The sequence below is a fragment of the Flagellimonas oceani genome (genome assembly GCF_011068285.1).
Lineage (GTDB): Bacteria > Bacteroidota > Bacteroidia > Flavobacteriales > Flavobacteriaceae > Flagellimonas > Flagellimonas oceani.
Genome location: NZ_CP049616.1, coordinates 4519470 through 4540546, shown reverse-complemented (window position 1 = coordinate 4540546; position 21077 = coordinate 4519470). Strand labels below are relative to the sequence as shown.

Annotated in this window: 20 protein-coding genes; 13 read left to right on the top strand and 7 right to left on the bottom strand. The window is 43.7% G+C overall.

All coding sequences use genetic code 11. The annotated features are described in order from the left end of the window. Window positions 1–13: 13 nt before the first annotated feature. The 3 genes from GVT53_RS20625 to GVT53_RS20615 all read right to left on the bottom strand — a co-directional run bounded on the left by GVT53_RS20625 (window position 14) and on the right by GVT53_RS20615 (window position 2405). The gene (locus GVT53_RS20625; RefSeq protein ID WP_166250324.1) at window positions 14–313 is read right to left on the bottom strand and encodes a thioredoxin family protein; all 300 of its coding nucleotides are present in this window, start codon (window positions 311–313) and stop codon (window positions 14–16) included. 85 nt (window positions 314–398) lie between these two features. Continuing rightward, window positions 399–1631 carry a metallophosphoesterase gene (locus tag GVT53_RS20620; protein ID WP_166250323.1) on the bottom strand — a complete coding sequence of 411 codons (1233 nt, stop codon included), beginning with the start codon at window positions 1629–1631 and terminating at the stop codon, window positions 399–401. Window positions 1632–1685: 54 nt separating this feature from the next. Beyond that, on the bottom strand, window positions 1686–2405 hold the full coding sequence (locus GVT53_RS20615; protein WP_166250322.1) for a copper homeostasis protein CutC: 720 nt from the start codon (window positions 2403–2405) through the stop codon (window positions 1686–1688). 40 nt (window positions 2406–2445) lie between these two features. On the opposite strand from GVT53_RS20615, the gene GVT53_RS20610 reads away from it, so the two are divergent. The 5 genes from GVT53_RS20610 to GVT53_RS20590 all read left to right on the top strand — a co-directional run bounded on the left by GVT53_RS20610 (window position 2446) and on the right by GVT53_RS20590 (window position 9071). Further along, on the top strand, window positions 2446–3450 hold the full coding sequence (locus tag GVT53_RS20610) for an isoaspartyl peptidase/L-asparaginase family protein (protein ID WP_166250321.1): 1005 nt from the start codon (window positions 2446–2448) through the stop codon (window positions 3448–3450). Window positions 3451–3647: 197 nt separating this feature from the next. Then, window positions 3648–6482 carry a DNA polymerase I gene (gene polA / locus GVT53_RS20605; RefSeq protein WP_166250320.1) on the top strand — a complete coding sequence of 945 codons (2835 nt, stop codon included), beginning with the start codon at window positions 3648–3650 and terminating at the stop codon, window positions 6480–6482. 21 nt (window positions 6483–6503) lie between these two features. Then, window positions 6504–7289 carry a hypothetical protein gene (locus tag GVT53_RS20600; RefSeq protein ID WP_166250319.1) on the top strand — a complete coding sequence of 262 codons (786 nt, stop codon included), beginning with the start codon at window positions 6504–6506 and terminating at the stop codon, window positions 7287–7289. Between the two features lie 249 nt (window positions 7290–7538). Then, window positions 7539–8357, top strand: a complete 819-nt coding sequence (locus GVT53_RS20595; protein WP_166250318.1) for an NIPSNAP family protein — start codon at window positions 7539–7541, stop codon at window positions 8355–8357. Between the two features lie 102 nt (window positions 8358–8459). Further along, a complete protein-coding gene (locus tag GVT53_RS20590; protein WP_166250317.1) occupies window positions 8460–9071 on the top strand; it encodes an SET domain-containing protein in 612 nt (203 codons plus the stop codon). A 48-nt stretch (window positions 9072–9119) separates the two neighbouring features. Here GVT53_RS20590 and GVT53_RS20585 read toward each other — a convergent pair whose 3' ends face one another. Beyond that, window positions 9120–9683 carry a hypothetical protein gene (locus tag GVT53_RS20585; RefSeq protein ID WP_166250316.1) on the bottom strand — a complete coding sequence of 188 codons (564 nt, stop codon included), beginning with the start codon at window positions 9681–9683 and terminating at the stop codon, window positions 9120–9122. A gap of 180 nt (window positions 9684–9863) precedes the next feature. On the opposite strand from GVT53_RS20585, the gene GVT53_RS20580 reads away from it, so the two are divergent. Then, complete coding sequence (locus tag GVT53_RS20580; RefSeq protein WP_166250315.1) at window positions 9864–10601, top strand: sulfite exporter TauE/SafE family protein; 738 nt, start codon at window positions 9864–9866, stop codon at window positions 10599–10601. On the opposite strand, the gene GVT53_RS20575 is transcribed toward GVT53_RS20580, so the two are convergent. Further along, entirely contained in the window at window positions 10589–11044 is a 456-nt protein-coding gene (locus GVT53_RS20575; protein ID WP_166250314.1) for a MarR family winged helix-turn-helix transcriptional regulator, read from the bottom strand. The genes GVT53_RS20580 and GVT53_RS20575 overlap by 13 nt on opposite strands. A 176-nt stretch (window positions 11045–11220) precedes the next feature. On the opposite strand from GVT53_RS20575, the gene hppD reads away from it, so the two are divergent. The 7 genes from hppD (at window position 11221) to GVT53_RS20540 (ending at window position 17667) form a co-directional block, all read left to right on the top strand. Next, a complete protein-coding gene (gene hppD, locus GVT53_RS20570) occupies window positions 11221–12354 on the top strand; it encodes a 4-hydroxyphenylpyruvate dioxygenase (RefSeq protein WP_166250313.1) in 1134 nt (377 codons plus the stop codon). Window positions 12355–12435: 81 nt separating this feature from the next. Further along, window positions 12436–13593 (top strand): homogentisate 1,2-dioxygenase, encoded by a 1158-nt coding sequence (locus GVT53_RS20565; RefSeq protein WP_166250312.1) that lies wholly within the window; start codon window positions 12436–12438, stop codon window positions 13591–13593. Window positions 13594–13728: 135 nt separating this feature from the next. Continuing rightward, window positions 13729–14949, top strand: a complete 1221-nt coding sequence (fahA, locus tag GVT53_RS20560) for a fumarylacetoacetase (RefSeq protein WP_166250311.1) — start codon at window positions 13729–13731, stop codon at window positions 14947–14949. 152 nt (window positions 14950–15101) lie between these two features. Then, the gene (locus GVT53_RS20555; RefSeq protein WP_166250310.1) at window positions 15102–15971 is read left to right on the top strand and encodes a flavin reductase family protein; all 870 of its coding nucleotides are present in this window, start codon (window positions 15102–15104) and stop codon (window positions 15969–15971) included. A gap of 66 nt (window positions 15972–16037) precedes the next feature. Next, window positions 16038–16262 carry a type II toxin-antitoxin system ParD family antitoxin gene (locus GVT53_RS20550; RefSeq protein ID WP_166250309.1) on the top strand — a complete coding sequence of 75 codons (225 nt, stop codon included), beginning with the start codon at window positions 16038–16040 and terminating at the stop codon, window positions 16260–16262. Beyond that, window positions 16259–16555 carry a type II toxin-antitoxin system RelE/ParE family toxin gene (locus tag GVT53_RS20545; protein WP_166250308.1) on the top strand — a complete coding sequence of 99 codons (297 nt, stop codon included), beginning with the start codon at window positions 16259–16261 and terminating at the stop codon, window positions 16553–16555. Before GVT53_RS20550 ends, GVT53_RS20545 begins: the two co-directional genes overlap by 4 nt. A gap of 14 nt (window positions 16556–16569) precedes the next feature. Continuing rightward, window positions 16570–17667 (top strand): pyridoxal phosphate-dependent aminotransferase, encoded by a 1098-nt coding sequence (locus GVT53_RS20540; RefSeq protein ID WP_166250307.1) that lies wholly within the window; start codon window positions 16570–16572, stop codon window positions 17665–17667. Window positions 17668–17688: 21 nt separating this feature from the next. On the opposite strand, the gene GVT53_RS20535 is transcribed toward GVT53_RS20540, so the two are convergent. Then, window positions 17689–18174, bottom strand: coding sequence for a lipocalin family protein (locus GVT53_RS20535; protein ID WP_166250306.1), 486 nt, complete (start codon window positions 18172–18174; stop codon window positions 17689–17691). A gap of 73 nt (window positions 18175–18247) precedes the next feature. Beyond that, window positions 18248–20899, bottom strand: a complete 2652-nt coding sequence (locus GVT53_RS20530) for a DUF5916 domain-containing protein (protein WP_166250305.1) — start codon at window positions 20897–20899, stop codon at window positions 18248–18250. Between the last annotated feature and the right edge of the window lie 178 nt (window positions 20900–21077).

Below are 21077 nucleotides of genomic sequence, written 5' to 3'. Positions count from 1 at the left end.
AAACCTCGCTTTTTTATTGAATATATTCGTTTAAAATGCCGATGAGCGTATTGGCGTCCTGCTCTCCACTTTGGCGCCAGACCATCTCTCCTTTTTTGTAGATCATTAAAGTGGGCAACCCCTTAATACGGAGTGCCTGCGAAAGTTCCTTGTTCTTGTCCACGTCAATTTTTATGACCTTTCCCTTGTCGCCAAGGGCGGCGGCAACATCACGCAATACAGGATGCATTGAGGTAGACTGCTCGTTCCATTCCGCATAAAAGTCTAATAAAACTGGGACTTGTAAATCTATAAGTTCTCCGAATTTGGACATGTATTCTAAGGTTTACAGTCAAAAGTAAGAAAAAATGTGAATTTTTTTACAGCCTTGCAACGCTTTAGCCAATCAAAGTGAAAACTTAAGCCAATCCCTTCTTCTTCAAAGTGATGACAGATATCTCCGGCCAAATCCCAAAACGGCCCGGGTATCCTATAAATCCAAATCCTCTGTTCACGTTGATGAACTGCTCCATTTCCTTATAAATACCGGCCCAATATTTATATCGCCATTTTATGGGACTCCACTTTACCCAACCTGGAATCTCAACGCCAAACTGCATACCGTGGGTGTGTCCGCTCAGGGTCAAATGAAAATGGTAATCATCGTGGATCACCACATCCTCCCAATGGGATGGATCGTGACTCAGCAATATCTTAAAATCGTCTTGGGAAATGCCCGCTTTGGCCTTTTGCAGGTCACCTGCCTTTTTAAAGCCGCCCCTGCCCCAATTCTCCACTCCGACCAAAGCAATCTTTTGACCATCCTTTTCCAAAAAGCGATTGGAATTAAGCAATAGATCAAAGCCCATATCCCTTTGCATGATCTTTAAATCCTCGAGGTTCTGTGCTTTCTCTTCTTCGGTATCCCAAACGGCATAATCCCCATAATCGTGATTCCCCAAAATGGAATACACCCCATCCTTGGCATCCAAACGGGAAAAAATCTCCTTCCACGGTTCCAGTTCCTCGGACCTGTTGTTCACGATATCGCCGGTAAAGAAAATCACATCGCTCTTCTGTTCATTCACAAGGTTTACCCCATACTCCACTTTCTTGAAATCATCAAAACTACCGCTGTGCACATCGGAAATTTGGGTAATTTGATAGTTGTGGAAGGCATCCGGCAGATCATCAAACTCCAGTTCATATTTGAGCACCTGATAATTGTATTTTCCACGGTACATTCCGTACAATAACGCTCCAAATGGCAATGCCGCCAAACCTAGGGCAATCCCACTTATAAATTTTCTGCGCGAGGGCAAATAACCCGCATCGGGATTGGAAACCCCTACAATTTTATTATAGCCAAAAGCCAATACCCGCACGATATCTTCCAATATCAAAAAGAAGCCCAACACCAAGGCCAACAAAAAGAAAGAAGCAAAAATGGTTCCTGCAATGGCCGCGGTTCCCTTGAACCCATCACCGGGGTCGTAGGTCATAACTTTGATGGTCAAAAACACCAGTGCCCCTAAAAAAAGGATAATGTAAGCCCAATGCATCAACGGACTTTTGAACAAGGTACGGAATGCCTGAAAGCCATAAACGGCCAACACCACATACAAAATTGCCAAAATGATAAATCGGGACATACAATTTTTTTACAAAATTAGGGCTAATCTACTATTATGTAGAACCTTTTACTATTATTTAACGGCTTTGACAACAGACCGAATCGTTTCCTCATCTGAAACGGCCACCGCATCCTCCACCAAATGCTTTGCGGAATTCATTGTGATTTTCCCTTCCAAAGCCACTCGGTTTCCAAAGGAAGTGCCAGAACAATGAATGGCCCTTAGTCCAATTTCCTTAAATTTTGATGCATTCTTGGGCGAAACACTGCCACCTGCCATTATAGTCATTGATGTTTGTTCTTGCCAATCACCCAAATTATTGATTCCTTTTTCTGCTGATGGTTCGGCACCAGAAGTCAGAATAGTCTGTACACCAAGCTCTTCAAGTTGTTTGATGGCCTCCACGGGCTCGGCCACCCAATCAAACGCTCGGTGAAACGTAAAGTGCATTGGTTTTGCCAGCACCACCAGCTCTTTTGTTCTTTCCACATCCACGGAAAAATCCTCCATCAAAATTCCGGAAACAACGCCATGTACACCCAAGGCCTTGCAGGCCAAAATATCGGCTTTCATTACTTCGAATTCAGCATCGGAATAGGTAAAATGTCCACCTCTGGGGCGAATCAAAATGTGGATGGGGATGGTCAATTCCCTCTTTACGGATTGAATCAGTCCAGCGGACGGGGTAATGCCTCCAACACCAAGTTCCGAACAAAGTTCGATCCTATCTGCTCCCGCCCTCTCGGCGTTCCTTGCCGATTCCAAGGAATTGGCACAAACTTCTACCAGCATATTGTATATTTATAGCCCTTAAAATTAAACATACCAACCCATGGAACGACGCAAATTCCTTAAAAATTCCAGTCTGTCCGCAGCAGGACTGGTTTCCGCCTCCACATTGATCGCCTGTAAAACGGAACCAAAGCCCGAAGAAGCAACAGCCGCAACAACAACTCCTGCCCCCAATCCCATAAAACCGATTGTGGTGTGTACTTGGAACTTTTTTAATGCTTCCGAAAAGGCTTGGGAAGTCCTAAAATCGGGAGGTAATGCCCTAGATGCCGTGGAGCAAGGCGTTAGGGTTGAGGAAGCCGACGAAACCAACGAAACTGTGGGCAAGGGCGGTCGACCGGACCGCGATGGAAACGTGACCTTGGATGCCTGTATCATGGATAAGGACGGCAATTGTGGTTCTGTGGTCTGTATGGAAAATATTGTTCATCCGGTTTCCGTGGCCCGTAAGGTAATGGAGGAAACGCCCCATATTATTTTGGCGGGCAAGGGCGCGGAGAAGTTTGCCTACGAACAGGGTTTTAAAAAAGAGGACCTGCTGACGGAAAGCACACGAAAACAATATGAGGAGTGGTTGAAAACATCCAAATACGAGACCACCATCAATATAGAAAACCATGATACCATTGGCATGTTGGCGATCGATGACAACGGGGACATTGCCGGAGCGTGCACTACAAGTGGGATGGCCTACAAAGTTGCCGGTCGTGTCGGGGACTCCCCCATTATCGGCGCCGGGCTGTTCATTGATAACGAAGTGGGCGGAGCCACCGCAACTGGAGTTGGCGAAGAAGTGATTCGTACCGTGGGCAGTTTTTTGATCGTTGAACTGATGCGTCAAGGGAAAAGTCCACAAGAAGCGTGTGAGGAAGGCGTAAAACGCATCATGAAGAAAAATGAAGGCCGAAAAGATTTCCAGATCGGGTTCTTGGCCATCAACAAAAATGGGGAAACCGGTGGTTATTGTGTGCATCCCGGATTTACCTATCGAGAGTATTCCGATAATGGACACCACAACCGGGAAGTCATTAGTTTTTACGAATAGATGATAGACATAAGACTGCTGCGCTGTTGGAAACAAGAATCAAGACTTTTTGACTCATTTATCTTGGTTCTTGACTCTTTGCTCCTCGTTCTAAAAAACAGTCTCAAATCTCACATCTAGAATCTCACATCTTTTCAACAGCAATTCGTACATTTAAAAACTCGTACTTCTAACTTTGTACTTCAAAAAAATATAAAATGTCTGACCAAAAAAGACTATTCCTACTGGACGCCTACGCGCTTATTTTTCGTGGTTACTACGCCCTTATCAAAAACCCAAGGATAAATTCCAAGGGAATGGACACTTCAGCGATCATGGGTTTTATGAACTCCCTTTTTGATGTGATCAAACGGGAACAGCCCGACCATTTGGCCGTTGCGTTTGACAAAGGCGGTAGTGTGGAACGCACCGAAATGTTCGAAGAATACAAAGCCAACCGCGATGAAACACCCGATGCCATCCGCATTGCGGTGCCCTATATCCAACAAATTTTACAGGCCATGAAAATCCCGATCGTAGAACTGGAAGGTTACGAAGCGGATGACCTTATTGGAACTGTGGCCAAACAGGCCGAAAAGGAAAACTATAAAGTTTTTATGGTAACGCCCGATAAGGATTTTGGTCAGTTGGTCAGCGAAAACATTTTTATGTACCGTCCTGCTAGAATGGGCAACGGTATAGAGATCTGGGGCATTCCCGAAGTACAAAAGCGCTTTGGCGTTAAGCGCCCCGAACAGGTAATCGATTACTTGGGGATGATGGGCGATGCCAGTGACAATATTCCAGGATTGCCCGGGGTTGGCGATAAGACCGCAAAAAAATTTATCGAGCAGTTCGATTCCATGGAAGGACTGTTGGCCAATACGGACCAACTCAAGGGCAAAATGAAGGAGAAGGTAGAGGAAAATGCCGAATTGGGAAGGTTGTCCAGAAAATTGGCCGAAATCAAGACCGATTGTGATGTAAAGTTTGAGGCCGAAGATTACGAAATGTGTCCTCCCGATGCCGAAAAGGTCCAAGAGATATTTGAGGAACTCGAATTTCGCAGGTTGAAGGACCAATTCATCAAACTGTTTACGGAAGAGGCCGAAGCCACCACTCAAGTAACCAGCACAAAAACGGCCAAAGAAGAAGCAAAAGTGGCCGGTAGTGGTCAATTTACCTTGTTCGGTGGCGACCCAACCGAGGCCGCAGCGACCCTTAAGGATGTGAACAGCCGTATGACCATCGGCGATGTGCCGCATCTTTACCAGAATGTACAGGAAGGATTGGGCATGGAGCTCTTTTTGGAACTATTGATGAAACAACCTTCGGTATGTTTTGATACGGAGACCACTTCCCTTAATCCTTTGGAGGCGGAGTTGGTAGGAATTGCATTTAGCTGGTCGCCCGGCAAAGGGTTCTATGTGCCCTTCCCCGACAACAGGAACGATGCACAACCACTGATTGAAAAACTACGTCCGTTCTTTGAATCGGAAGACATTGAAAAAGTGGGGCAAAACTTGAAGTACGATATCAAAGTGATGAAAAATTATGGTGTGGAAGTGAAGGGACGATTGTTCGATACCATGCTGGCCCACTACCTCATCAACCCGGATATGCGGCATAACATGGACGTACTTGCGGAAACTTATCTCAATTACACGCCCATTTCCATTACCGAACTTATAGGTAAAAAGGGCAAGAACCAACTCAGTATGCGCGATGTTCCTTTGGAAAAACAAACGGAATATGCGGTGGAGGATGCCGATATCACCTTTCAATTAGGGTTGAAATTTACCCCGGAACTCAAAGATGCCCATACGGATAAACTGTTTTCGGATATAGAAATCCCATTGCTTCGCGTACTGGCGGACATGGAACTGGAGGGCATCAATTTGAACGAAAGTTACCTAAACGATCTATCGGCCGCACTTGAGACCGATATTGCGGAACTGGAGAAGAAAATCTATGAAGATGCTGGCGAGGAATTCAATATTGCCTCTCCCAAACAATTGGGCGACATCCTATTTGGCAAGTTAAAACTGGTGGACAAACCGAAAAAGACCAAAACAGGCCAGTTTTCCACTTCGGAAGATGTGTTGTCCTACTTGGCGAAGGACCATGAAATTATAAAGAATGTATTGGATTACCGGGGATTGGCCAAATTAAAGAGCACCTACGTGGATGCCTTGCCCAACGAGGTCCAGAAAAAAACAGGCCGGGTTCATACGGATTACATGCAGACCGTGGCCGCTACGGGCCGTTTGAGCAGCAACAATCCAAACCTTCAAAATATTCCCATCCGTACCGAGCGGGGACGACAAGTGCGGAAGGCGTTCATCCCGCGGGATGAAAATTATGTGCTCTTGGCCGCGGATTACTCCCAGATTGAATTGCGTATCATTGCCGCATTAAGCGAAGAGGACACGATGATTTCGGCCTTTAAGAATGGAGAGGACATTCACGCTTCCACCGCATCAAGGGTGTTCAACGTGCCGATTGATAAAGTGACCCGCGAACAGCGTAGCAACGCCAAAACGGTGAACTTTGGGATTATTTACGGGGTATCGGCCTTTGGGTTGAGCAATCAAACGGATTTGACACGTGCCGAAGCCAAGGAACTCATTGACACTTATTACAAAACCTACCCAAAATTGCGCAATTACATGAGCGAACTGGTAGATTTTGCCCGTGATAACGGCTATGTGCAAACGGTACTGGGCCGTCGCAGATATTTAAAAGATATTAATGCAGGGAACCAAGTGGTGCGCGGAGCTGCGGAACGCAACGCGGTGAATGCGCCGATACAGGGAAGTGCGGCGGACATTATCAAAATTGCGATGATCAACATCCATAAAAAGCTTTCCGAAGGCAACTACAAGACCAAGATGTTGCTACAGGTGCACGATGAATTGGTGTTCGATTGCTACAAACCCGAGTTGGAAGAAATGAAAGAACTCATTAAATCGGAAATGGAGCACGCCTACAAACTCTCCGTGCCGTTGGATGTGGAAGTAGGGATTGGTGAGAATTGGTTGGAGGCGCATTGATAATAATTTTACTATTCTGTTTTGAGAAAGTATCTTTACTTATGTCTTTTCATATTAATTGGGTGTAAATCCAAAAATGATATTGTTTCTATTGAATCAAGAAAGCTTGTTGTCTTTGATTTTGAAGAAATGGTTAGAGAAAATCAGATAGAGTTGACCAGAGTAGAGAGTGATAGTTTAATAAAATACCGATATGAAAATTTAGTAGATTCAACTAAAAGCATGAGTTTTCAGTATCTAAAGCACCAAGACAAAATATACTTTGGGCCAGAGCAATTTTACTTGAAAGAGAAAAAATATCTTGTTGAAGAATCAGTATTTGACAAATATGAAACCGAACCCATTCCTGACGGAATGGGCCCTCTACTTTTTAATAAAGAATATGGGGTTCTGGCATTTGACAATGGTTGGGGAATGCAATTTCACTTTGTAACTAAGAAAAACGAAAAAAAGTTTCAATTACCAATTATTTATGACTTCTCTCATATTGACGACAATGAATTTTTAAAATTTAAACTTCACAATCAGTCAGAATTTGAATTAAAGAACATAACCATTGGCTTACCTGATACTGTTTTGACCTATGACTATCTTGGGACACGAGCCCAAACAGAATGGACTAATGTGAAGTCGGCATTTCACTATGGCTTTGTAAGATTTTTTGATGTTAAGGATAGAAAATATTTTATCCAACCCATTGACTATATGGGTGAGAAGGCATTTGAAAAAGGAGAGCTTACTTATGTGATAAAAAATATTGATTCTATCAATCAAGCTTTTGAACTAGACTTTGATTATAAAAATTAATCAAGCACTAAATATTTTATTTTCAAACTCAATCTTGCTTGTCTAAAAAATGAAACCCTCCAAAATCATTCTCCCCATCATCGTGTTGTTGCAGTTTTGCTGTACTTCGCCATAGTTTAGCAATATTGAGGTCCACATTAGGTTTGATTGCTTTAGCTTCAAAAAACAAAACCTGGCAGACTAAATAAATCCGTATCTTGAGACGTCGTTTTTGACACCTTTCAACATCATCAAATTCAACTGCATACCATGAAAACCATCCAACTTCTTTTGCTTTTCGTCACTTTAGTCATAACAAGCTGTGGTAATCCTACCCCCGAAACAAAGGAAACCACTGAAACAGCAGAAATCACAGAAGACCAAAGGGAATTCTATCAGCTTAAAATCTATTCCTTCAGTTCCGAAGACCAGATTGCCACAACGGACAATTACCTGAAAAACGCCTTTCTACCGGCCGTTAAAAAACAAGGAATCGATAAAGTCGGGGTGTTTAAATCCCGTATCTCAGAAACGGACACCATCCAAAAAATATTTGTTTTGATACCATTTGAAAGTTTACTGCAGTTCCAAGAGCTGGAAAATCAACTTTTGGAAGACCAGACATATACGACCGCTGGAAGCGAATACATCGATGCCAGTTTTGATAACCCACCTTATACCCGCATCCAATCCATTATCCTGAAAGCCTTCCCGGATATGCCCAAAATGGAGGTTCCCGATTTGGACAATCCCAGGTTGGAACGCGTTTATGAACTTCGGAGTTACGAGTCCGCCACTGAAAAATACTACCGCAACAAAGTGGATATGTTCAACGCCGGGGGCGAAATCCCACTTTTTGACAGATTGGACTTTCAGGCCGTGTTTTATGGCGAGGTACTTTCCGGTGCCAACATGCCCAACTTAATGTACATGACCACCCATGCCGACATGGATGCCCGAAACAAGCATTGGGACGCCTTTATAAATTCTCCCGAGTGGAAAAAACTTATCGCCATGCCCAAATACAAAAACAACATGTCGCATATTGATATGTGGTTCCTCTACCCCACTGAATATTCGGATTATTAAATATTTGTTTTTCATATACTTATATGTAATCTTTATCCAAAAAAAAACACATCAACAGATCAAACAATTTTATACCTTCAATCAATTTTTAATAGGTATAAAATGATTCACCCAGATACAGAATTACGCTTTATAAGCAATGAAATCGGCTACGGTGTGGTGGCCACCAAACTAATTCCCGCAGGCACCATCACATGGGTGCTTGATCAATTGGACCGGGAGTTCACACCTTTTGAACTACAACAAATGTCTCCCATTTACCAGAATATTTTGGATACCTACACTTTTCGGAACAACAAGGGCAACTATGTGTTGTGCTGGGACAATGGGCGGTACGTGAACCACAGTTTCAATTCCAACTGTTTGACCACTGCATACGATTTTGAAATCGCCATAAGGGACATTCAGCCTGGGGAACAACTAACGGACGACTACGGTTACCTCAACATTCCCCTGCCTTTCCGGGCTGCCGATGAAGGAACCCGCCGTAAAATCGTCTACCCCGACGACCTACTTAAATACTACAAGGTTTGGGACAACAAGATCAAAAAGGTATTTGGCAACATCACCAAACAGCAACAGCCCCTCAAAGTTCTACTAGATGATGAACTTTGGAACAGAATAGGTCGTATTGCAAACGGTAAGGAGGAAATGGAATCAATTTTGAACAATTTCTATCAGGGCACAACTCTAGAAAGTATGGCACACAATTAAAAAAGGCACCGATCGGTGCCTTTTCCATTCCTTTTCATAGCATAATGATCAATGGCCAAAACTATTGGCCAAACGTGGTTTTTGACTTTTGCTCCCCATAAACAAATCCGTAAGCGGTTTAAAGTGTCGCTTCCACTGGTAGGGAGCAAAGTCAAACCACAATTTAACTTCGGGGGCGTTATTTTTTTCTACCTTAAAGCCATCCTCAATCGGAAAATCCAAACGGTTGAACGAGTTTGCGGACTCGGTCAATCCATCGTGATAAACAAACTGGTTGCCCCACTCCGCCATATAAAAGCGCAGCGCAACATATTTCCCTTCGGGCAGAGATAGCACGCTTTTGGAACGGATGAAGTTTCCAGAGGCAATGCCTTTAAGGGTAACCGGGTTCTGGCCGGGAAAATCAATAATAAAATGCTCATTGCCCTGCTCATCCACAGCCGAGAACTTAGTAATGTTCAAGTGCATTTCGGAAACGTTGAGCGATGTGGCCGCCTCATTTTTCAGGATCAATTCGGTAATTTTTGAGTCGGAACCATCCCAATCCGCTATTACATTAGGCGTGTAAGGAGCTGTCGACCATATTGTTGGGTAAAACATATTCTTTTTCATAGCAATTGTATATCTAAAGTTATACGGGTACAAAGTTGCAGCAGTTTTCCTATCTCCGCGTCCAATAGATTGTCCAGTTTATATGCTCCATTAACCCAAAAACCTAATTTTAAGATTATTTTTGGTTAAAATGACATAAAATCTGTATTCAAATAAATTACCAAGCTATCTTTCAGAGGTATGAAAGTCAATTACATTTTTCTGCTCTTGGCCTTGGTCGCGGAAATCATCGGTACCATTGGCGGGTTTGGCTCGTCGGTATTTTTTGTGCCTCTGGGGAATTTTTACTTTGATTTTTACTCCGTTCTGGGAATGACGGCCATCTTTCACCTCTCCAGTAACCTCAGCAAAATATTTCTTTTCAAGAAAGGGCTGGACAAAAAACTGTTGCTCTATATCGGTGTTCCGTCGGTGCTATTTGTCATTATTGGGGGATTTCTATCAAAAATAGCCGATAGTGCCATCCTTGAAATTGTGTTGGGGGTTTTCCTTGTGGTTTTCAGTTTGTTGTTCCTCATCAAAAGTGAAATCGTCATTCTTCCCAACAAAAAAAATTCCATCATCGGAGGGTCATTGTCTGGTTTTTCCGCAGGACTTTTGGGTACGGGCGGTGCCATTCGAGGATTGACCATGGCCGCCTTCAATTTGGAGAAGAGTGCCTTTATCGCTACCTCGGCTTTCATAGATTTTATGATTGATTTCTCCCGAACCTTTGTCTACTACGGAAATGGCTACATTGGAAAGCAAGAGTTGATGTACCTGCCATTTTTGTTCGCGATTGGATTGATAGGCACCTATTTGGGGAAAAAGATACTGCATTACATTCCCCAGGAAAAGTTCCGCAAACTGAGTTTGATTTTTATTCTGTTCATCGGGTTGGCCACCATCACCAAACTGGCGTTCGATTATTGGGGCTGATTTTCCTCGTAGTTCTCCCCCATTTTGTCCAATACCCTCAAAAAGGTTTCAAATTCTGATGGATCCACATCTTTTATGGCCAATTTTCTTAAGGCCAATGCACTGGGAAGTGTGAGGTCAAGAATTTCCTGTCCTTTTGGGGTCAGTTCCAGTTTAAAACGCTTTTGATCCCCATCAAAACGGGTCTTGGAAATCCAACCTTTTTTTTCCAGTCCACCAATTACCCTCGAAGTGGTGGCACGGTTGCGAAAGTTCTCGTTCACAATGTCGCGCTGACTGGCATCATCTCCCAATTGATGGATTTGATACAGGATCACCCATTGCTCAATGGTCGTGTCCACACCAAGCTCATCAAATTTGCGCAAATACGCCTTTTGAATCTTACGGAGCACCAAATCCAAATGGAACCCCATCCCTTGTATTTCATCTATACGACTGAGCATTTTTTAAAAGAATAGCCACAAAAATAGGGATTCCTGTTCAGACGGATATGATGTTCCGTAGCGGCATCAATTTTAACTCAAATTTCTGTTACAGAAATCGCTTTCGTGTCTCAAATTTATTATTTTTGTTGTTGATGCAACAAAATAAAACTGAACAATAAAAATCAAAATAAATTATGGAGACGTCAACACTTCCAAAAGAATCGAATACTTCCGAAGATTTTATGCCCATCAACGGGACCGATTACATTGAATTGTATGTGGGCAATTCCAAACAGGCCGCACACTTTTACAAAACCGCCTTTGGTTTTCAATCTTATGCCCAGGCAGGTCTGGAAACCGGCCTACGCGACCGGGAGAGCTATGTGGTGGTGCAGGATAAAATCCGATTGGTGCTTACTTCCCCCCTAAAAAGTGGAACCGAGATAGGAAAACATATAGACAAGCACGGTGACGGGGTGAAAGTTGTAGCACTTTGGGTGGAAGATGCCACGCAAGCCTACAACAATGCCATGGAACGCGGTGCAAAATCTTATATGGAACCCAAAGTTGAAGAGGACAAGGATGGTAAAGTGGTTCGCGCCGGAATCTACACCTATGGTGAAACCGTCCATATTTTCGTGGAACGCAAAGATTACAATGGCATCTTCCTTCCAGGCTACAAAAAATGGGAGACGCCCGACTATAATCCGGAGCCTACCGGTCTAAAATTCGTGGACCATATGGTGGGCAACGTGGGATGGAACAAAATGAACCATTGGGTGAAATTCTATGAAGATGTAATGGGGTTCAAGAATATCCTTTCGTTTGATGACAAAGACATTTCCACCGAATACACCGCTTTGATGAGCAAAGTGATGAGCAACGGAAACGGGAGAATCAAATTCCCGATCAACGAGCCGGCCGAAGGCCAGAAAAAATCGCAGGTAGAAGAATATTTGGATTTTTACGAAGACGAAGGTGTTCAGCATATTGCCGTGGCTACAGATGACATCATTAAAACAGTTCGCGACCTCAGAAGTCGCGGTGTGGAGTTCCTAAGAGTTCCATCAACCTATTACGATGCAGTTACCGACCGTGTAGGCGAAATTGACGAGGACATTGCCCCATTGAAGGAATTGGGCATCTTGGTGGACCGTGATGACGAAGGGTACTTGTTGCAAATCTTCACAAAACCAGTAGAACCAAGACCAACGATGTTCTTCGAAATTATTCAAAGAAAGGGCGCACAGTCGTTTGGAAAAGGTAACTTTAAAGCATTGTTCGAAGCCATAGAGCGTGAGCAAGAGCTTCGAGGCACATTGCACTAATCATAGTTACGAGGGTTGAGTTATGGGTTATTGAATTTCAGACTCATAACTCATAACTTTAAACTCAAAAACTGAGAAAAAATGCCTATTTATCATAAACTCGGGAAAATTCCGCAAAAACGGCATACCCAATTCGAGAAGCCAGATGGAAGCCTCTACTACGAGCAGCTCTTCGGCACCATCGGATTTGATGGAATGTCATCGCTTTCCTATCACGTTCACCGACCTACGCAGGTCAAGGAAATAGGAAAGGCCTTGGACGTGAGTCCAAAAATTGCGGTGGAAAAGAATATCACCAGCCGAAAGTTCATTGGTTTTGATGTGGCCCCCAAAGACGATTTTTTGGAATCGCGCGAACCGCTTTTGGTGAACAACGACGTTCACGTAGGTTTGGCCGCACCAAGAAAATCCGTCACGGACTATTTTTATAAAAATGCCGATGCCGATGAAATGCTTTTTATCCACAAAGGGTCTGGAACTTTGAAGACCTTTTTGGGCAACATTCCGTTTGAATATGGCGATTACCTCATCATTCCCCGTGGGATGATTTATCAAATAGAATTTGACACGGAGGATAACCGTATTCTGTACGCCGAGTCCTTTCATCCTATTTATACCCCAAAACGCTATCGAAACTGGTTCGGACAACTTTTGGAACACTCCCCTTTTTGTGAGCGCGACTACAAATTGCCACAAGACCTTCAAACTTTTGATGAAAAAGGAGAATTTTTGATGAAAATCAAAAAACAGGGAATGTTGCACCAATTGGTATATGCCTCGCACCCTTTTGATGTAGTCGGTTGGGACGGTTATAACTTCCCTTACGGATTTTCCATCCATAATTTTGAACCGATTACGGGACGCATTCATCAACCGCCTCCAGTTCACCAAACCTTTGAGACCGGTGCTTTTGTAGTTTGCTCGTTCTGCCCCAGACTGTATGATTATCACCCAAAATCCATTCCAGCGCCGTACAACCATTCCAATATTGATTCGGACGAAGTACTGTACTACGTGGATGGTGATTTTATGAGCCGCAAGGGAATTGGTCCAGGTTACATCTCATTGCACCCAGCAGGGATTCCGCACGGACCGCACCCTGGTACTTATGAGGCAAGTATCGGAAAAAAGGGCACAGAGGAGTTGGCCGTGATGATCGATACATTCAAGCCCTTGCAGGTTACGGAGAATGCCCTCAAAATTGATGATGGCAAGTATTACAAATCGTGGTTGGAGTAAGTCAACAAAGTTGTCATTCCGTACGGGTACTTCGACTACGCTCAGTACCCGTACGGAATTCAAAATTCAAAAAGATTCCTGCCGGAGTTAATGCTGAGCAAAGCCGAAGTGCAGGAATGACAGAGATACCATTCAATGATTATAGATATACCTGAAAACTCAGATTTTTCGATTCACAATATCCCCTTCGGGATTTTTTCCACCAAGGATAGAAGTCCGCGAGTAGGTGTTGCCGTTGGCGAACATATTTTGGATTTGGCCGCCGTAGCGGAACTGGATGTGTTCGACTTTAACACGGCGCTACTGGAAAAAGACACCTTGAACGACTTTATTTCCCTTGGGAAGGAAATCACGACACGAGTACGCAAAAAGATTCAGTATTGGTTAAAGGATGACGAGTCAGTTTTGGCCGGAAAGCCAGAGCTCTTCGTGAAGCAATCCGAAGCCCAGATGCATATGCCCGTTGCCATAGGTGATTACACGGATTTTTATTCAAGTTTAGAGCACGCGACCAATGTGGGTAAAATGTTCCGTGACCCTGAAAATGCTCTTTTGCCCAATTGGAAACACATTCCAGTGGGCTACCACGGCAGGGCAAGTTCCATTATCGTGAGCGGACAACCCATTCATCGTCCAAAAGGTCAAACAAAACCCAACGACGCAGAGGCTCCCGTTTTTGGTCCTACGCGACGTTTGGATTTTGAATTGGAAATGGGATTCATTTGCGGAAAAGAGACGACATTGGGCGAATCCGTTTCCACCAAGAATGCCGAGGATTATATCTTCGGGCTGGTATTGTTCAACGATTGGTCGGCTCGGGATACCCAAAAATGGGAGTATGTGCCGCTTGGCCCGTTTTTGGCCAAGAATTTCGCATCTTCTATATCTCCGTGGGTAGTTACTTTGGAAGCTTTGGAATCTTTCAAACTGGCAGGACCCAAACAAGAACCCGAAGTATTGCCGTATTTGCAATTTGAGGGCAACAAGAATTATGACATCAATCTAGAAGTCGGTATCCAACCAGAAAAAGGTGAGGAAACCACCGTTTGCCTGAGCAACTTTAAACATATGTACTGGAATATGGCCCAGCAATTGGCGCACCATACGGTAAATGGCTGCAACATCAACATTGGGGATATGATGGCTTCCGGAACCATTTCAGGGAAGGAAGAAAACAGTTTTGGTTCTATGTTGGAACTGTCCTGGGGCGGTACAAAACCCATCAAACTAAATGATGGAAGCGAACGAAAATTTATTGAAGATGGCGATACGGTGACGATGCGAGGTTACGCTCAAAATGGCGATATTAGGGTCGGATTTGGCGAAGTGACCACTAAAGTGTTGCCTGCCAAATAATTTTGGTGGCTGAGCGAAATGGAGCTACTGAATGGTGGCTTCGACTCCGCTCAGTCACCCAGATTTAAAATTTAAATGGATTCTTTCACGGGAATGACATAGGAAACCCACTAGAGATTCCCACCTTTGTGGAAATGATAAAAAACCAAAATATGATCAAAACCATAGATCCAACCACAATACCGCAACCCGAACTGTATACCATTTTGTCCACTGCGGTGGCTCCAAGGCCGATTTGCTTTGCAAGCACCGTGGATGCCGAGGGCAAGGTAAATTTGAGCCCGTACAGTTTTTTTAATGTCTTCAGTTCCAATCCGCCCGTGATGGTGTTTTCCCCAACGCGAAGCGGCAGGGACAATTCTTTGAAACATACGCATCAAAATGTGGTGGAAGTGCCGGAAGTGGTCATCAATGTGGTGAACCACAAAATGGCGGAGCAGATGTCGCTCTCCAGCACGGCTTACGATAAAGGGGTCAACGAATTCGTGAAAGCGGGCTTTACGGAAATACCGAGCGTAAAGGTAAAACCACCACGCGTGGGCGAGGCTCCAGTATCCTTCGAATGCACGGTTTTGGAGGTTGTTGAATTGGCACAATCCCCGGGAGCAGGAAACTTGATCATTGCCCAAGTGGATATGATTCACATCAATGATGAATACTTAACGGACGATGTGCTGGACACCGAAAAATTGGATTTGGTGGGCCGTATGGGAGGCAATTGGTACATCCGAGCCATAAAAGAGTCCTTATTTGAGATTCCGAAGCCTATCCGTACCCACGGTATTGGGGTGGACGCACTGCCGAAAGGAATTCGCGAAAGCGATGTGCTCACAGGCAACAATTTGGGCCGATTGGGGAATTTGGAACAATTGCCCACTACCGAAGCAATTAAAACTGTTATTGAGGTTGATGGAGTTAAAAATAAATCCAAAACGGAACTGCATACCTTGGCCAAAGCGTTATTGGAAGAGGGTGATACGGAAAAGGCAATGGCGTATTTGTTGTTTTCGGAGAGTTTATAGATTACCTATGTCCATTTTTGCTAAATATGGACATATTTTTTATTTTTGAATAAAAATAAATCTTTGATGAACATCAGTTTTACAAAAAAACAGGAGGAATATATTACCGAACAAGTTGCTTCTGGGGAATACCAGAACAATAGCGAGGTTATCCGTGATGCGCTACGCCTTCACAAAATATACAGGAACAAGGTAATCGATGACCTTAGAACTGAAATAGAAAAAGGATGGAACAGCCCCGATAGTGCTAGGACAGTACAGGATATTATCGAGTCAAAGAAAAGTGGATGACAAAAGGCTATGTCCTATCGCAAGAAGCTGACAATGACATTGAGCATATTTTTGAGTATGGCGAATACAAATTCGGCACTTCTCAAGCAATTACATATTTAATTGGTATGAGCGCTCACTTTGATGTGATTGCCAAAAATCCCAATATCGGAATAGAAAGAAAAGAAATCAAGGATGAACTGTTCAGTTTCCCGTATAAATCACACGTAATATTCTATCGTAAGATGGGTGGATATGTACGTATTATCCGAATTTTATATGGAGGAAGAGATTTAATAAAAATCTTGACTTGAAGTCAAATTAAAAAATGCAAGAAGACATAAAATCCATTTTCAAACCACATCTGGTGCCGAAAGAAGTATATAAAGGTGGAAAAAACATTCCACCATCACATAAAAAAATATACAAACTATCCTCCAACGAGAATCCGTTGGGTGCATCGCCAAAGGCGGTTGCGGCCATGAAAGCAGCTTTGGACAAGATTGACATCTACCCCGACCAGACCGATATCCGTTTACGTGAAGCCTTGGTACAAGATTTTGATGGCCAGTTGAGCGCCGACCAGTTTTTGTGCGGGAATAGTGGTTCTGAGGTCATCGATATACTGCTTCGGGCCTTCATCAACGAAGGGGACGAGGTTATTTTTTCCAACCCCTGTTTTCTGCCCTACTCCGTTTTTTCGAGATGGTATGGTGCCAACCAAGTGGACATTCCGTTATTGGCTCCCAACTACCATTTGGATATGGAAGGCATCTTGAACGCGATTACGGAGAAGACCAAAATCATTTTCTTGACCAGTCCCAACAATCCTACGGGCACCTATATTCCTAAATCCGTAATGGACGAATTTATGGCACGTGTTCCCAAAAACATTGTGGTGGTTTTTGATGAGGTCTACCGCCACTTTGCGGATGCAGAAGATTATGTTACTGCACTGCCTTACGTCTTGGCAGGGCACAATGTGGTTGGACTGAACAGTTTTTCAAAAACCTACGGATTGGCCGGGCAACGCATCGGATATGGGTATACCACGGCAACCATTGCCAATTATGTACGCTTGATCCACAAACCGTTTTTACTACCGTTGACATCCATTGAAGCTGCCATTGGGGCATTAAACGACACCGAGTTTATTGCCGAAACCGTGAAAACCGTATTGGAAGGCAGAACTTTTATCGCCAAGGCTTTTGATGAACTCGGCATCAAATATTGGCCGAGCCAAGCCAACTTTTTTATTATTGACCCACCATTGCCCGAAATGGAATTCACGGACAAAATGATGGAACAGGGTATTATGGTTCGACCGGTTTCGCAATTTGGCGCTCCTGGAAAAGTGAGGATTACGATTGGGGATAAAGAGGCAAACGAAGCACTCATTAAGGCATTACAGCAAGTAATGCCTTAATGAATGTTGTTGTTTTCTTAACTACCTCCTAACTAATACAACTGTTGCTTCGCCGTCAACAGCTTCCACATCAACAATCTGCACGGGGCCGACAAAAGTAACTGTGTCTCCAGAGATACTATATGTAGATTCCCCTGTTCCACCATCTTCAGCATCAGTGGCGGTCAATGTATTTCCATCAATGCTATAAGTTCCTGATGCAGTAACGGGGCCACCGCAAGTTATTGTAAACTCCGTTTCGGTAGCTTCAAAATTGATTTCGGTAGTTGCAGATGAATATTCTCCTTCAGCAGTAAAGGTTACCGTACCTGCAAAACATTCTATTTCATCCAGTAAATTATCGGATGAGGTTCCATCACCATCCCAATCAACCGATTCTCCAAAATTTAATTCCACAATATCCCAAGTACCAACAATGGAACCATTGTCCGAACCACCCCCATCATCAGAAGAGCAAGATGCAAAAAGGATAGCTGCCAATAAAAGTGTAAAAAGATTCTTTTTCATGAAGTTTGTTTTAAATGTTATTGTCAAAACGAACAACTTGAGGATGTAGTATTTTTACTACTTCATATTTTTATCATAGCACAAACCGATACGTAGCCTTCAACAAAAAGATGTTTTGTGGCTTTTGTCCAAAAATATTATCCCCCAAACTGGACAACAGTCCATTGGTAGGGTCACCGCTTCGTGACACATCTTGCGACCACACCAAGAATATTTCCGAACCCGGGATGTACTCCCATCGAATCACCAAATTGGAACGAAACTGCACAAAGGAAAAATCAGGATTATCAAAACTAAAATCCGTAACACCGTCCAAGTCCTCATCAATAGCATAAGTGCCATCGGATAAACTCGTTTGTTCCGAAGTGTATTGTACAAATCTATCCTCAAAAACCTTGGCAACAGGGTCGGTAATATGCTTAAAATTGGAATAGCGTCCACGGGAAATAAATGGTTGCCCCCAATACTGAATGGTCAAATTGGGGTTGATGGTATAGTTAAGCCGAACGGACATGCTCAACGTATGCTGGTCTATTTTTCCATTCAAATACCTTGGTGAACCATTTACATCATCAAAATTATCAATGAACTGTAGTTTATCATGATTGATGTCCAAAGAAGGAAACACGGAAACCCGTAAGGCATTTATCGGTTGGTACACAAACCCTCCCTCTAGATAATAGTTTTTGACTGAATTATCCAACGCCTTTCTACCTTGGTGATAGAAAGAAAAGCGTAATTTTTTCCGGTAATCCGTGCTGATGTTGTTCCAAAAACTTGCCCATGGCGATTGCCTTAACCTAGGGCCGCCCCGTAGGGCAAAGTTGGAATATTCAATCGGTGCTATATTGAACCCTATGTTAGATTGATAATTATTTTTCCAGTTTTGCCAACTGTTGGTATTGAACTGCAAATAATTATGGTTGCCCTGAAAATCCCATGCTGTCCAGTGGTTATAATTGATTCCCACCCGCCTAAAGGTACTGTCAGGTTTTAGGGTTTGGTACCCTATCCAAGTGTAGTGACGCACATCATCCGCTTGGCGCTGAAACCCGATATCGTTCAGTTCCAATTCAGGGGAACGCCATGTAGCGCCTGATTCAAACTTCCAATGCCCGTTGCCTATCTTACCTATTTGGACGTTGCCGCCGGTACCTGTCAGCGATGTTCGTGTAGTATCAACGGTAACATGATCAGCATCTACCCTACCGAACAAATGTGTAATGGATTGTTGGGTATTGGTGATGGCATCCTCACTGCCACGAACATGGCTCATGGTCAGGTTTCCTCCCACATACCAATCCCTGTTGGCCCATTGATGCTTAAAATCAAGTCCGCCCGTATAAGCAGCTTCGTGCAGGAAGTTAAGTTGTTCGGGGATCTGTTCCCGGTTCGTGGCCGTAAAAATCCCTCCGATGTATGAATTTCTTTCATTGAAATCCTTCTGCAATCTCCCTACAAAATAGTTGGTAAGCGGTTCCACCATTTCCTTCCGAGTCTGTCCTTCTTCATTTATTATGGTAGCCGTTCGCTGTGCAGTAACACTTTCGAGAACGCCTATGGCCCATCCATCCTTGGTTTTGCCACTAAACTTGGCCGCACCAATGATCGGGGTATTATCGGGCTGATCCACAAACTCGCCATCAACAGTATCCGGATACCCCTGGGGACTTCTTCCTATTCTTCGGGAATAGAAAACATTGTCCGACCCAAAGGTGTTGCCCGCCTCGGATTGTGAAACACTAAAATCAAAAATGTTCTTGTTCTCCACAAAAAACGGACGGCGCTCTTGAAAAAATATCTGGAAACCATCCAGCGCAATGGCAGAGGGGTCGGCATCTACCTGACCAAAATCCGGATTTACGGTCAAATCCAAGGTAAGGTCATTGGTGATTCCTATCTTGGCATCAAGCCCTGCCGTAATATTGCTTTCGCTACCATCCCTAAAAGGGTTTCCTTCCTCGGCTTCGTAGGTTTCCGTTTTGGCCACGGTATAGGGTTGAATCTCCAACTGTTTTTGCGGTTGAATATTCTTTAAACCATGCAGCTCACCAAACTCGCTCACCCATCCGGGCTGATCTACAGGTTTGCGTTGCCAGAGGGAACGTTCCTCGCTCCTAAAAAAGCGGCGTGTGGACTGGAGCCCCCAAACCTGCTCTTCTGCATTCCCAAATTTTAACTGGCTCAAAGGGATGCGAAGCTCAGCCGTCCACCCCTCATCATCAACATTAGTCTTGGCGTACCAAATGGGGTTCCAGCTCGGGTCCCAATTGTTACCATTGTTGGAAATAAACTCATCCCCTTTAACCCCTGCTGCGGTAATGGTAAAGGAGAAAGCGGTCCGTTTATCAAAATAACTATCTATATTGAACTCCACCCAATCCCCATCAAAACCATCCCTGCGGGAAAGCCTTTTCACAATCTTATCGGGCTCATCATCAAAACAACGTACACCTATATAAAGGTTCTTGCTATCGTACAATATCTTAAATTGGGTTTGATACGAGGGCGGTGTATTCTCATCGGGCTGCGATTCGATATAATCGCCTCCCCACTCCACAAGGTTCCAGGCTTCATCTTCAAGAATGCCATTGATGGTTGGAGCTGCGTATTCACCCAATCCTTGGGTCGTATATTTTTTTTTGATGATGACTTGAGTGGAATCTTGTGCTTGAGATGAAAAAATAAAGAATAGGGTCAGGAAAACCAGTGCTGCGTTTTTCACGTGTTCGTTTTTTGATTGATTGGTACGATAAAGACCATGGAATATCCGGAGCGTTACAGTTAGCATATTTTTTAACTATTTTTAACGATTCCGATTCCTATCTTTTAAAGTGGTTTTTAACCAAGATGATTGAATTTCAAAAAAGTGAAAAAATATTCCCGATCAACCGTTTGTAATT

Excerpts from the sequence above, each read along its gene's own strand:
- GVT53_RS20540 (WP_166250307.1), top strand. The coding sequence starts at position 16,570 with ATGCAAGAAGACATAAAATCCATTTTCAAACCACATCTGGTGCCGAAA.
- GVT53_RS20615 (WP_166250322.1), bottom strand. The coding sequence starts at position 2,405 with ATGCTGGTAGAAGTTTGTGCCAATTCCTTGGAATCGGCAAGGAACGCC.
- GVT53_RS20555 (WP_166250310.1), top strand. The coding sequence starts at position 15,102 with ATGATCAAAACCATAGATCCAACCACAATACCGCAACCCGAACTGTAT.
- hppD (WP_166250313.1), top strand. The coding sequence starts at position 11,221 with ATGGAGACGTCAACACTTCCAAAAGAATCGAATACTTCCGAAGATTTT.
- GVT53_RS20590 (WP_166250317.1), top strand. The coding sequence starts at position 8,460 with ATGATTCACCCAGATACAGAATTACGCTTTATAAGCAATGAAATCGGC.
- GVT53_RS20550 (WP_166250309.1), top strand. The coding sequence starts at position 16,038 with ATGAACATCAGTTTTACAAAAAAACAGGAGGAATATATTACCGAACAA.
- GVT53_RS20610 (WP_166250321.1), top strand. The coding sequence starts at position 2,446 with ATGGAACGACGCAAATTCCTTAAAAATTCCAGTCTGTCCGCAGCAGGA.
- GVT53_RS20625 (WP_166250324.1), bottom strand. The coding sequence starts at position 313 with ATGTCCAAATTCGGAGAACTTATAGATTTACAAGTCCCAGTTTTATTA.
- GVT53_RS20535 (WP_166250306.1), bottom strand. The coding sequence starts at position 18,174 with ATGAAAAAGAATCTTTTTACACTTTTATTGGCAGCTATCCTTTTTGCA.
- GVT53_RS20620 (WP_166250323.1), bottom strand. The coding sequence starts at position 1,631 with ATGTCCCGATTTATCATTTTGGCAATTTTGTATGTGGTGTTGGCCGTT.
- GVT53_RS20575 (WP_166250314.1), bottom strand. The coding sequence starts at position 11,044 with ATGCTCAGTCGTATAGATGAAATACAAGGGATGGGGTTCCATTTGGAT.
- GVT53_RS20545 (WP_166250308.1), top strand. The coding sequence starts at position 16,259 with ATGACAAAAGGCTATGTCCTATCGCAAGAAGCTGACAATGACATTGAG.
- polA (WP_166250320.1), top strand. The coding sequence starts at position 3,648 with ATGTCTGACCAAAAAAGACTATTCCTACTGGACGCCTACGCGCTTATT.
- GVT53_RS20595 (WP_166250318.1), top strand. The coding sequence starts at position 7,539 with ATGAAAACCATCCAACTTCTTTTGCTTTTCGTCACTTTAGTCATAACA.
- fahA (WP_166250311.1), top strand. The coding sequence starts at position 13,729 with ATGATTATAGATATACCTGAAAACTCAGATTTTTCGATTCACAATATC.
- GVT53_RS20565 (WP_166250312.1), top strand. The coding sequence starts at position 12,436 with ATGCCTATTTATCATAAACTCGGGAAAATTCCGCAAAAACGGCATACC.
- GVT53_RS20580 (WP_166250315.1), top strand. The coding sequence starts at position 9,864 with ATGAAAGTCAATTACATTTTTCTGCTCTTGGCCTTGGTCGCGGAAATC.
- GVT53_RS20585 (WP_166250316.1), bottom strand. The coding sequence starts at position 9,683 with ATGAAAAAGAATATGTTTTACCCAACAATATGGTCGACAGCTCCTTAC.